This is a genomic window from Brevundimonas sp. (assembly GCF_044239655.1).
Classification (GTDB): Bacteria; Pseudomonadota; Alphaproteobacteria; order Caulobacterales; family Caulobacteraceae; genus Brevundimonas.
This window is the reverse complement of record NZ_JBIIAY010000020.1, coordinates 20,064-31,740: the sequence shown is the minus strand read 5'-3', so window position 1 is coordinate 31,740 and position 11,677 is coordinate 20,064. Positions and strand designations below refer to the sequence as shown.

The window sequence follows — 11,677 nt, the reverse complement described above, 5'->3', positions numbered from 1 at the left end:
GCCTGGCCCCAGTCGATGGAGGCCAGGCCGGAGCCCTTCTTGTGCATCCTGATCCAGACCTCGGGTTCGCGGTCGTGGTGGTGCGCCAGCCAGTCGTGGAAGGCCTGGAAGTCGATGAACTCCCGGACCCGCGCGGGATCGACGACCATCGGGGCCATCAGTCCCGGCCCCCGATCAGGCTGCCGATGGCGTCGAGGTAGGCGGAGAAGGCGCGGCGGCCCTCTTGGGTGATCGATACCCGGGTCAGGGGCTTGTTGTCCCTGAAGCTCTTGTCGATGGCGACGAACCCGGCCTCTTCCAGTTTCTTCAGGTGGACCGAGAGATTGCCCTGGGTGGCGTCGAGCACGGTCTTCAGCTCGGTGAAGTCGGCGCGTTCGGCGTCGGCCAGATAGACCATGATCCCCAGCCGCATGCGGCCGTGGATGACCTCATCGATCCGTCCCAGATCGGCCAGACCCATGGCGCGCTCAGGCTCCCGTCGAGGCGGCGCGGGCGTCGCGGAACAGGATCCAGCCGGGCAGGGCGAACAGGGCGAACAGGGCGACGGTGCAGACGCCGAGATACCACAGGGGTTCGCGCACCAGCACACCCAGCGCGACCGCCGTGGCCCAGCCGCCCAGGGCAGTGGCCAGCATCCAGCCCTTTCGCTTCAGGGTCCAGGCCACATACCAGGCGGCCGCCTGAAGCGCGAAGACGATGGCGGCGTAATAGAGCCAGACGGCGAAATCCTGATCCCGCATCGCACCGACGCCGAAGACGATGATGACGGCCGTATTCGTCATGCCGGTGGCGCTGAAGGCCGCATTCAGCGTGCGGCTGGCCATGGGGCCCCGGTTGGCGCCGCCGTCCTTGCGATCCCTGAGGATGGCCCAGGTCAGGATCGACAGGAAGGCGACGGTGATGCCGACGACAAAGGCCAGGGTGGCGAGGTCGGGCCAGCGGATCAGTCCGATCGCCTGGCCGAGGTGGAACAGGCACTGGAGGCCGTACAGCAGGCCGCCCGCCAGATAGCAGACCGCCAGGGTCATCGGCGGCCGTCCGCCGCCGTCGACGATCGCGCGCATGAAGGCGAGGTCGTCCTCGGGCGAGTGCAGGCGGGGCTTGGCGGGCATGATGTCTCTCCGGAGCCGGCTCGTCTCTGGGGTGGACGAGCCGGCAGGTCTTGGCAAGCTATTCGGCGGGGCTGAGTTCAGGCTCGGTGCGGCGGCGCCAGGGGATGCGGCGGCCGTTCAGCCAGCCGCCGACGAAGCTGTGGCGGACCAGCAGTTCATAGGTGATCAGGCTGATCGTCAGGGTCCCGCCGATGACGACGCCGAACTTGATGAACCAGGGCCAGGTCTGGTTCACCACCAGGATCTGTCCGACCATGACCAGCGGCAGGTGGACGATATAGACCCAGTAGGAGGCGTCGGCGAGGTAGCGGCGGATGGCGCTGTGCCCCGAGGCGAAACGCAGGGCCAGGGACAGGACCGCGAAGGTCGAGGCGAAGACGGCCAGGGCCATGATCGCCGCCAGCCGGGCCTTCAACGCGGGCTCGGTCACCGGGGCCAGGTCCGGGACCGGCCCGCCCACCATGATCAGGGCGGCGGTGCCTGTGCCCAGGGCCAGGATCGTGAATACCGGCCACAGCCGCTCGATTCGGCCCAGCAGGTCGCGGCGGCGATCCAGCAGGACGCCGAGCCCGAAGGCGCTCCCGAAGGCGGTGAGGGCCACGGCATTGGGAACCAGTCCGGTGTCCGGCGTCGGAATGCCGAAGAAGGGCGTCCAGTTCGGCGCCAGCCAGAAGGCCAGGGCCAGAGGCGCGGCCATCACCGGCGGGGTCCATGGCCCGATCAGGGTGCCGGTGATCCGGTCACTGACGCGGCCCCAGCCGCCTTGACGGTCCAGCAGGGCGAAGGGCGCGCGCAGGACCAGCAGGGCGACATAGAGGATCAGCAGCACCCACAGGAACCACAGATGGGTCAGGGGAAAAGTCTCGATCGTCAGGGGCGGCGGGGGCGGTCCGTCGGTCGGTATGATCCCGCCGTTGCGAATGGCGGCCATCCAGATCAGGCCTGCGATGATGGCGGCGAGGACCGGAAACCAGAAGGTCGCCAGCGGTCCGGCGATGCGGATCAGCCGATCCCTGACGAAGCCGACTGTGCCCCTGCGGCCGAGCATCATATGGGCGAACAGGCCGGCGATCAGGAAGAAGCTGGTCATCCGGAACAGGTGGATGCCGAAGAAGACGGCGCCGGCCACCGGCGAGTTGTCGGTGTCGGGCACGATCCAGATCGTGACCGGGAAATAGGACATGGAGGCATGCAGGACGACGCCCAGCAGCAGGGCCGTCCCGCGCAGGGCGTCCAGGCCATGCAGGCGCTCGGGCGGACGGGCTTCGGATGACGACATGAGAACGGCTCCCCTCTCTGTGGGCTGTATCTCACAGACTTGTTTATAACGCAAACATGTTCGTATGAAGTAGCTTGCAGGTGTGGGCCTGAGGATGTCTTCAGCCAGAGAGGCGGCAGGTCAGGTCGTCAGAAAAAGTCACTACGGTCGCGGCCGGCAGCGTTTCAGTCTGGCGGCGGGAGAACCGCCATGCTCATCACGCTTGCCCTGATCGCCGCGCTCCAGAGCGGCCCGACGCCCCAGCAGCAGGAGGCCATCGAGCGCATCAAATGCCAGGTCGCGGCGGCGCAGCTGGCATCGACGGCAAGTTACCTGCGGCCGCCGGAACTCGAGCAGGTCATGGAAAGCGCCTCGGCCCACGACCAGGCCGTTCGCTTCGGGCAGGACTGGCCGGCGGGAACCGCCGCGGCCCTGGCCCTGATCCAGGCTCCCCAGGCGGAAGTCGATCACCTGAGAGCGCTGATCACCACCCAGGCACGGGCCGGGACGGATCAGCAGGCGGCCGACATCTTCAGCCGGTGCGTCGCTCACTTCGGCGCTTCGCCGCACCAGATCGTGTCCGAAGACGACGACGGCTGGTAGCCGCCGTCGCCTCCACGGATCAGTGGACGGTCGGAACGCTCGTCGCGGCGGGGGCCGGGATCGCTTCGGGCATCGGGGTGACGGGCACCGAGACTGAGGGGCCGGAGTTGGGGAAGTTGTTCTCGTCGCGGTTGGGGGCCGCGCCCTTCTCCAGCAGGTCCTTGATCTCCTGGCCCGACAGGGTTTCGTATTCGAGCAGGGCCTGGGCCAGTTTTTCCAGGTCGTCGGCCTTGTCGGTCAGGATCTGGCGGGCCTCGTCCCAGCCGGAGGTGACCAGCCGCTTGACCTCGGCGTCGATGATCCGGGCGGTCTCTTCACTGATGTTCTGGCTGCGGGCGACGGAGTGGCCGAGGAAGACCTCCTGCTCGTTCTCGCCATAGGCCACGGTGCCCAGCACGTCGGAGAAGCCCCACTGGGTCACCATCCGCTTGGCCAGCTTGGTCGCCTGCTGGATGTCGGAGGAGGCACCGGAGGTAATGTTCTCCTTGCCGAAGATGATCTCTTCGGCCACGCGGCCGCCGGCCATGATGGCGATGCGATCGACCATCTGCTGGTACTTCATCGAATAGCGGTCGCCCTCGGGCAGCTGCATGACCATGCCCAGCGCCTGGCCGCGCGGGACGATGGTGGCCTTGTGGACCGGGTCGGCCATCTTGACGTTCATGGCGACGATGGCGTGGCCACCCTCGTGATAGGCGGTCAGGCGCTTTTCTTCCTCGTTCATGGCCATGGAGCGGCGTTCGGCCCCCATCATGACCTTGTCCTTGGCGTCCTCGAAGTCGCGGTGGGTGACCATGCGACGGTCCTTGCGGGCCGCCATCAGGGCCGCCTCGTTGACGAGGTTGGCCAGGTCGGCACCGGAGAAACCGGGCGTGCCGCGCGCGATGGTCTTGGTGTTGACGTCGGCGGCCAGGGGCACGTCCTTCATGTGGACGCGCAGGATCTTCTCGCGGCCGTTCACGTCGGGGTTGGGCACCACGACCTGGCGGTCGAAGCGGCCGGGACGCAGCAGGGCCGGGTCCAGGACGTCGGGACGGTTGGTGGCGGCGATCAGGATGATGCCTTCGTTGGATTCAAAGCCGTCCATCTCGACCAGCAGCTGGTTGAGGGTCTGCTCGCGCTCGTCATTGCCGCCGCCCAGGCCTGCGCCCCGGTGACGACCGACGGCGTCGATCTCGTCGATGAAGATGATGCAGGGGGCGTTCTTCTTGGCCTGTTCGAACATGTCGCGCACACGGCTGGCGCCGACGCCGACGAACATCTCGACGAAGTCGGAGCCGGAGATGGAGAAGAAGGGCACGCCCGCCTCGCCTGCGACGGCGCGGGCCAGAAGCGTCTTGCCGGTGCCGGGAGGGCCGACCAGCAGGGCGCCCTTGGGGATCTTGCCGCCCAGACGCTGGAACTTGGCCGGGTCCTTGAGGAAGTCGACGACCTCCTGAAGCTCTTCCTTGGCCTCGTCGACGCCGGCGACGTCCTCGAACATCTTGCGGCCCTTGTGCTCGGTCAGCAGCTTGGCCTTGGACTTGCCGAAGCCCATGGCACCCCGCGCCCCGCCCTGCATCTGGCGCATGAAGAAGATCCAGACGCCGACCAGCAGCAGGATGGGCAGCAGGCCCATCAGGATGCTCATCCACACCGACTGGCGGGTGGTCTTGACCTCGACCTGGGCACCCGACTGGCGGATCGCCTCGATCACGCCCTCGTTCTGAAGCGGGGTGGTGGTGGTGAAGCGCTTCTCGTCGTTGAACTGACCCGTGACCTGATCGCCGCGAACCATGACCGACTTGATGGTCTTGGCGTCGATGGCCTGGACCAGCTGGGAATAGCTGATCGGTTCGGGCCGGGCGGCGGCGTTGGGCGAGGTGGCGGCCGCGCCGGGCATCAGGGCCCCGCCGGTCTGGCTGATCGCCGCATAGACGGCCACCAGTCCCAGAAGGATGACGCCCCAGATCGCCAGATTTCGCAGGTTCATTTCGGTTCTCGGTCCTTCGGCGGCACCGCATGGCGCGCGTCGGTTTCATGTCTTGCAGAGGAAAATAGGTCAGACGGCGGCGTTTCGCCATGGAGGGGGCGAAAGAGGTCCGCCTCATGCGTCGTTTCGCCCATTCCGAGCGCCGACAGCGCCAGATCCAGACGGCGCGGCACAAGCGCACGAACCTCCGCAAGCCTCCATGCGAGAACCGGGCCGCGCCCGTCGTTCCGGATCAGGACAGGAAGGGCGGCGCGGGCATGGGCGGCGACGGTGCGGATGACGGCGCGGTCGGCGGGGCCGAGGGCGGCGAGGCGTCCCTGGGCGGCGGTGACGGTCCAGCCGGGCTCGGTGGCGGTGATCTCGTAGCGCCCGTCCCAGACGGCGGGGCGGCCGGGTGGCAGGGCTTGGTCGGGGACGGGGCGGCGGCGCAGGTCGCCGGGTTCGCGGGTCAGGGTGACGGTCTGGCCGTCGGCGGTGATGCGGGCCCCGGAGAGGGTGGCGGTGAAGGGCTGGCCGCGGGCGAGGCGGGTGGCGAGGGCGGCGATGCGGTCGGGGCGGGGGATGCCGGTGCCGCCGGAGGTGCAGACGACGGCGGCGGAGAGGAGGGCGGGGGAGGGGTCCTGGAGGGTGACCCCCTCTCCCAGAGGGAGAGGGCTTGAGCGCCCGAGAGCCGTCAGGCGATCGGTCTTGCGCGAAAGGGTGAGGGGTTCTGCACTCGACGGTTGGCACCGTAACCCCTCACCCTTTCGGCTGTACGCATCGCTGCGCTCTGCGAGCCTCAAGCCCTCTCCCGATGGGAGAGGGGTCAGATTCTGGCGAGCACGACTGCGGCCGAAACGAACGTCGGTGTTGGCAGGGTCCTCAGTCCATCGAATGCCACGATTTTCAAGCCACGTCCGCAAAGCCTCCCGCCCTTCCCCCAGCATGGGCCGCAGCAGCATCAGCCCCCGCCCCTCGGGCCAGGACGGGGAGGGCGACCATTCGCGCAGGGTGCCCAGGGTCGAGCCGCCGCGTCCCATGGGTTGGGCGCGCATCCAGTCGCTCTCGGCGATGTCGTCGGCGGTGTGGGCCAGCAGGATAACCGTTGCCCCAGCCGCTCGTGCGGCGTCGGCCAGCAGGGCGTGGCGGGCGTGGCGGGCGGCGGCGGGGAGGCCGGTGGTCGGCTTGTCGCCGGTCCAGCGGCGCTCGGTCCAGGCGACGTTCAGGGCCTCGCAGGCGTGGCGGCAGGTCTCGCTCCAGGCGGGGCTGTCGGGGTTCAGGCCGTGGTCGACGGTGACGGCGAGCAGTCGGCGTCCACGCGCCTTCGCCCAGTCGGCGGCGATGTGCAGCAGGGCCATGGAGTCGCCGCCGCCGGACAGCGCGAGAATCACCGGATGCTCGACACTGCGTTGCAGGCGACGGTCGAGGCAGGCGCTTACGCGCACCGCCAGGTCGTCAGGGACCGGGCTCCCGGTCAGCGGCAGGCGGCCTGGGTGCGGATCTGGCCGGCGATGGTCTTGAGCTGGGCCGAGGCCGCCGCCGCATAGCGCCGGTTGAACTCGCCGAGCGCCCCGCAGGCCTGGGTGTCGCGTTCGGTGGCGACCAGGGCCCGGGCCAGTTTCAGGGTGGTCTCACCGGCCCAGGCGGTGGTGGGCCAGCCGTTGAGGGCCTGGGCATAGGCGGTGACGGCACCGGCCTGATCGTTGGCGGCACGGCGAATGTCGCCGAGACGCCAGCCGGCCTCGCGGGCCTGGGGCGTGTCGGGCCAGTTCTCGATGACCATCTCATAGGCGCGTGCGGCGCCGGCCGGGTCGGCGGGCATCAACCCTTGCGCGGCGGCCAGATCGCCGGCGGGCTCGCCCGTGGGGGAGCGCAACGCCTCGGCCTCGGCTTCGGCCCGTTCGGCGGCAGCGCGGTCGGCGTCCTCCATGGCCTTGAGGCGGGTCTCGGCCTGGTTCAGCCGGGTACGCAGGGCGGCGGTCTCGCTGGCGCTTTCGTCGGCGGCGAAGCTGGCGCGTTCCAGATCACCGTTGATGCGTTGAACGGTCGCTTCGAGGTCGCCGAGGCGGCGGTCCATGGTCGCGACCCGGCCCATCAGGGTGACGACCTCGGGATCGGGCTCTACCAGAACGGGCTGGCCGACCGCATTCCTCTGGGTCAGGGCGCGCTCCAGACGACGGACGTTGCGGTCCAGGGTGTCGAGGCGGCGCACGTCCCACTGGACGGCGGGAAGCGGCTGGGTCTGGGACACGGCGATGCCTCCGGCGAGAGCGCAGCCGGCGGCCGTGGCGAGCATCAGGGACAGGGCGAGAGGCTTGATCGTCATGCCCGCTTTCGTTCCACCGATTTGGGGCCGTCGCAAGGCGTCAGACGCCCAGACCCAGCATGATGATGGCGACAAGGAACAGGCTGACGACAAAGATGCAGAAGAGAAGCAGCAGGATCGTGCGCCACAGGGCCGAGAAGATCGACAGGCCATAGGTCCCCTTCAGCTGGGCGAACATATGGACGGGAGGGGCGAAGACCAGAGCCGCCGACAGGATGCCGAACACGGGAGCGATCCAGGGCGGCGAGGCCGCTGCGATCGCGCCGATCACGGCCATGGCCATTCCGAGAATCGCCATGAAGGTCAGGGAATAGAGGACGAAGACCCCGTGGTCGTACCAGGTGAAGCCCCGCTTCCAGGCGAACAGCAACCAGACGAAGGGGATCGACAGGGGCACCAGCAGGAAGGCGTATTTGTAGACCGTCTGCTGGATCTTGTAGATCGCCAGGTCGGGGTTCGCGAGCTTGTGCAGGATCTTGTCCTTCATCTTCTTGTCGCCGACGAGGATCTTGACGTTACCGTCGTGTACGGCGTCGGCGAGCCCGGCCTGGAAGCTGCCGGGGGCCAGACCGTCGGCGCGGGGTCCGGCGGCCCTGGCGTCCTCGAGAATGCGAAGGGAGCGCTCGGCACCGCCCACGGCGGCCGTGGCGCCGGCCACCACGCCTTCATCTCCCGGTTCGCCGTCGGAGGCGGCCTGCGCCCGCGCCAGCTCGGCCTTCGCCTCCTCGACATCGGCCCGCGCACCGGCGATCCGTTCGTCCAGAGGTTCCTGGTTGACGCCGAGCGTCGAACCCCCGCTGAAGCTCAGGATGAAGAACATCAGGAAGACGGTGAACAGGAACATCGCCAGGGGGGAGACGTAGCGGGTGCGTTTTCCCTCGATCCACTCGCGGGTCAGCTTGCCGGGGTTCAGGGCCAGCAGGGGCAGGGTGCGCCAGATGCGGGCGTCGAAATGCATGACGCCGTGCAGCAGTTCTTCGCCCAGGTGCAGCAGGGTGCGATGGACATGGGTCGGCTGGCCGCAGTTGGCGCAGAAATTTCCCGAGACCGGCTCAGCGCAGTCGCTGCAGACGCGGGTCTCGTGCTCGCCCGCCTTGCCCGTCGGGGCCTCGACCGCTCCGGCGATCAGGCCGCCCGTGATCGCGCCGCCCGCTGCTTCGATATCCAATGGAGCCCCCGCCCTGTGTGCGTCGCACAATCTGACGCGTGGCGGGGGTTGGGTCAAAAGGAAAGGGTGGCGCCGGGTGGCGCTTTTCTTTCGTCATTCCGGGCGCAGCGCAGCGAAGACCCGGAACAGGGCGGCGCCGATAGGCGATCTGTTCACGCACGACCTCTGACAGCAGTGACCGCGACAGGTTCGCGCTCTCGCGCGCCGCCTTGTTCCGGGTCGCGCCGCAAGGGCGGCTTGCCCGGAATGACGAGAGGAAGGATGGGCGAGCCCCGACCTGCGCTCAAGCAGCAAGGCTCCGCGAGCCGAGCGTTAGCGCCCCTACAAGGATGCGCTCAAGCAGCGAGCGACCGCGTCGCGAGCGTTAGCGCCTCAAAATGCTACTGCGCGCCCGAGACGATGGCGGTGTGGCCGTTGCGGTTGCGGGCCCAGCTGTCCTCGGTGGAGCCCTCGGCGATGGGGCGCTCCTTGCCGAAGGAGATGGTGTCGATGCGGCCGGCCGAGACACCGCGCTGGATCAGGTAGTTGCGGATCGATTCGGCGCGACGGGCACCGAGGGCCAGGTTGTACTCGCGGGTGCCGCGTTCGTCGGCATTCCCCTCGATCCGCACCCCGATCTGGGGATAGCGGGCCAGCCATTCGGCCTGGGCGTCGAGGCGCGGATAGGCCTCCGGGCTGACCTGATAGGAATCCAGCTCGAAATAGATGCGGTCGCCGACGTTGATGGCAAAATCGCCCTCGGAACCCGGACGGTTCGATCCGCTCATGTCCGAGCCACCGACATTGCCGCCGGCACCCGGATAGACGGGATTGTTGTCATAGGAGGGCGCGGAGGGGCCGCCGGGCGTCGCCGGTTCGACCGCGCGCTTGGGCGTACAGGCGGCCAGGGCCACGACGGACAGGCCGATGGCGGCGATCTTCAGGGGCAGGCGGCTGATCGGGCGGGTCATCGGGGTCTCCTCGGGTCGGCGGGGCCTTCAAGCGTGGCCATTTAACTCAGGCGTTCGTGTCGTGTCTGTGGCGCTCGGGTCGGTAACGCACAGTTGAGATATCAGGTCCCGCAGCTGTCGGGGCCCGAGCTGCCCAGGCCGGCGGGCGGCGCGTCCAGCAGGGGCGACCAGGCGGGGTCCGAGCCCCGGCCCTGATAGCCCGACTGGGCGATGACCCGGCCGGACAGATCGACCATCCACAGATTGGTGTTTCCGCCCCGCGTCTGGCGCGCGAACATGATGTAGCGGCCGTTGGGGGCCCAGGACGGGCCTTCCTCGAAATAGGAGGACGACAGGCTGCGCTCGCCCGAGCCGTCGGTGTTCATCACCCCGATGCTGAAGCGTCCGCCCGAGGACTTGGTGAAGGCGATCATGTCGCCGCGCGGGCTCCAGGACGGGGCGGTATAGGAGCCGCCACCGCGCGATATCGGGCGCTGGTTCGAGCCGTTGGCGTTCATGACGTACAGGCGCGGCGTGCCGGACCGGTCGGAGTTGAACACGATCTGGGACGCGTCGGGGCTGAAGGACGGCGAGGTGTCGATGCCTGGGTCGGAGGTCAGGCGGCTCAGCTGGCGGCTGCGCAGATCCATCACATAGACGTCGGTGTTGCCGCCCCGGATGATGGAGAAGGCGACCTTGGTTCCGTCCGGCGAGTAGCGCGGCGCCAGTGCCTGGCCATCGAACTCACCCAGGGATTCCCGACGGCCGGTCGACAGGTTGTAGAGGTAGATGCGGCTGTAGTCCCGGCCCAGCGCCATATAGGTGATCTCGTCGGGGTTGGACGAGAAGCGCGGCGTCAGGATGATCTCACTGCCGTCGGTCAGGAAGACGGGGTTGTAGCCGTCCTGGTCCACGATCGCGAGGCGGGACAGGCGGTTCAGTTCGGTGCCGCTCTCGGCCACATAGATAATGCGGCTGTCGAAGAAGCCGCTTTCGCCGGTCATCCGCTGATAGACGACGTCGGCGATCTTGTGCGCTATCCGGCGCCACTGCTCGGCCGTGGCGGTGAACTGGTAGGAGACCAGCTGGCACTGGCGATAGGGGTCGTAGAGGCGGAAACCCACATTGTTGCGGCCGTCCGGGCGCGGGGTGACCGAGCCGTAAAGCACGGCCTGGGCGCCGATGCCGGTCCATTTCGGGAAGTCCGGCGCGTTGGCCAGGGTCAGGCCGGTCTCGACGAAACTGCGCGGATTGATCGGCTGGAAGAAGCCCGAACGGGCCAGGTCGCCCGAGATGACGCCGGCCAGGTCGGCACCGTTCTGGCCGCTGAAGGGGGCGACGGCGATCTGGAAGGGGCGAATGACGCCCTGATCGATCTCGACCTCGATCGGGCCCTGCTGCTGCGGCGGGGCCGCGCCGGGGACCGGCGTGCTCTGGGCGGTGGCCAGCGAGGACGCGCCGACGGCGATCATGCAGGCCGAGGCGAGCAGAAGGTTCAGACGCATGAAGGAGCGCTCCCGGACGTGTAAGGCGGATCGTTCGGTCCTTATCGCCAGACCATATGACAAATGCCAGCTTGGCCCTGATTGGGGCGACTTTCGGGACGGCAGGTTTTGCCCGGCGGGTGACGGGGGGCTCAGGTGCGCCTACATTCCCAGGATGACCGACGAACCGATCGACACCGCTGCGCCCGTTACGCCCCGCATCCTGACCCCCGCCGCCCAACGGGCCCTGGCCGAGGCCGAAGCGCGTCGCGCCGCCGAGGCCGAGGCCAACCTGGCGACCGAACACGGCGGACCGACCGGACCGGAGCCGACCCGCTATGGGGACTGGGAGAAAAAGGGTCTGGCCGTCGATTTCTGAGCGACGGCGGGCGGCGCGCGGGCAGAGATCAGTTACGCGTTCAACCGGGCTCCGAGACGGGGAAGGCCCCGATTCGATCTGCCGACGACGCCCGTTCTGGCCTGATGAGATTCGGGGGCTAGGAGGTGGCATGACCGAAGACGAGAGGCGCGGACTTGGCGGTGCGACAACCTGGTCATGGCTGTGCGCAGCGATGAGCCGGAAGTCCTACTTCGCCGCCGAAGCCGCCTGAGCGACGTCCGGTCGGATCGATGTGCTGGTCAACAGCGGCGGAATGTCACCCGTGGCACCTTCGAGTGTCGAAACGAGCGAAGCGCTGTTCGACAAGGTGACCGGTGAACGTCAAGGGACCGTTTCGCCTGACCGCGCTGATCGGTCAGAAATTGGCGGCGGGCGTCGGCGGCGGCGGCATCAATGTGTCGTCGATCGGGGCCCTGACGCCCTCTCCCTGGATTGCGCCCTATGCG

Annotated in this window: 11 protein-coding genes; 2 read left to right on the top strand and 9 right to left on the bottom strand. The window is 68.3% G+C overall.

Going from position 1 to position 11,677, the window contains the following annotated elements; all coding sequences use genetic code 11:
• Positions 1–157 precede the first annotated feature (157 nt).
• From ACILQR_RS04455 to ACILQR_RS04445, 3 genes are read right to left on the bottom strand one after another with little or no spacing between them, the layout of a single operon-like run.
• A complete protein-coding gene (locus tag ACILQR_RS04455) occupies positions 158–460 on the bottom strand; it encodes a winged helix-turn-helix domain-containing protein (RefSeq protein WP_395650285.1) in 303 nt (100 codons plus the stop codon).
• 7 nt (positions 461–467) lie between these two features.
• Positions 468–1,112: a hypothetical protein gene (locus ACILQR_RS04450; protein ID WP_395650284.1), complete on the bottom strand. Its 645-nt coding sequence runs from the start codon at positions 1,110–1,112 to the stop codon at positions 468–470.
• A gap of 58 nt (positions 1,113–1,170) precedes the next feature.
• Entirely contained in the window at positions 1,171–2,391 is a 1,221-nt protein-coding gene (locus tag ACILQR_RS04445) for an acyltransferase family protein (RefSeq protein WP_395650283.1), read from the bottom strand.
• A gap of 189 nt (positions 2,392–2,580) precedes the next feature.
• Between ACILQR_RS04445 and ACILQR_RS04440 the strand changes: the two genes are divergently transcribed.
• Positions 2,581–2,973 carry a hypothetical protein gene (locus ACILQR_RS04440; RefSeq protein WP_395650282.1) on the top strand — a complete coding sequence of 131 codons (393 nt, stop codon included), beginning with the start codon at positions 2,581–2,583 and terminating at the stop codon, positions 2,971–2,973.
• Between the two features lie 19 nt (positions 2,974–2,992).
• On the opposite strand, the gene ftsH is transcribed toward ACILQR_RS04440, so the two are convergent.
• From ftsH to tolB, 6 genes are all read right to left on the bottom strand, one after another.
• Positions 2,993–4,945: an ATP-dependent zinc metalloprotease FtsH gene (ftsH, locus tag ACILQR_RS04435; RefSeq protein ID WP_395650281.1), complete on the bottom strand. Its 1,953-nt coding sequence runs from the start codon at positions 4,943–4,945 to the stop codon at positions 2,993–2,995.
• A complete protein-coding gene (gene tilS / locus ACILQR_RS04430) occupies positions 4,942–6,369 on the bottom strand; it encodes a tRNA lysidine(34) synthetase TilS (RefSeq protein WP_395650280.1) in 1,428 nt (475 codons plus the stop codon). The genes ftsH and tilS overlap by 4 nt, the downstream gene beginning before the upstream one ends.
• Before the next feature lie 29 nt (positions 6,370–6,398).
• Positions 6,399–7,250: a tetratricopeptide repeat protein gene (locus tag ACILQR_RS04425; protein ID WP_395650279.1), complete on the bottom strand. Its 852-nt coding sequence runs from the start codon at positions 7,248–7,250 to the stop codon at positions 6,399–6,401.
• A gap of 40 nt (positions 7,251–7,290) precedes the next feature.
• Positions 7,291–8,418: a DUF3667 domain-containing protein gene (locus tag ACILQR_RS04420; protein WP_395650278.1), complete on the bottom strand. Its 1,128-nt coding sequence runs from the start codon at positions 8,416–8,418 to the stop codon at positions 7,291–7,293.
• A gap of 380 nt (positions 8,419–8,798) precedes the next feature.
• Positions 8,799–9,368: a peptidoglycan-associated lipoprotein Pal gene (gene pal / locus ACILQR_RS04415; protein WP_395650277.1), complete on the bottom strand. Its 570-nt coding sequence runs from the start codon at positions 9,366–9,368 to the stop codon at positions 8,799–8,801.
• A gap of 101 nt (positions 9,369–9,469) precedes the next feature.
• A complete protein-coding gene (gene tolB / locus ACILQR_RS04410) occupies positions 9,470–10,852 on the bottom strand; it encodes a Tol-Pal system beta propeller repeat protein TolB (RefSeq protein WP_395650276.1) in 1,383 nt (460 codons plus the stop codon).
• Positions 10,853–11,006: 154 nt separating this feature from the next.
• Here tolB and ACILQR_RS04405 point away from each other — a divergent pair, with 154 nt between their 5' ends.
• Positions 11,007–11,210: a DUF1674 domain-containing protein gene (locus tag ACILQR_RS04405; protein WP_395650275.1), complete on the top strand. Its 204-nt coding sequence runs from the start codon at positions 11,007–11,009 to the stop codon at positions 11,208–11,210.
• The last annotated feature ends 467 nt before the right edge of the window (positions 11,211–11,677 follow it).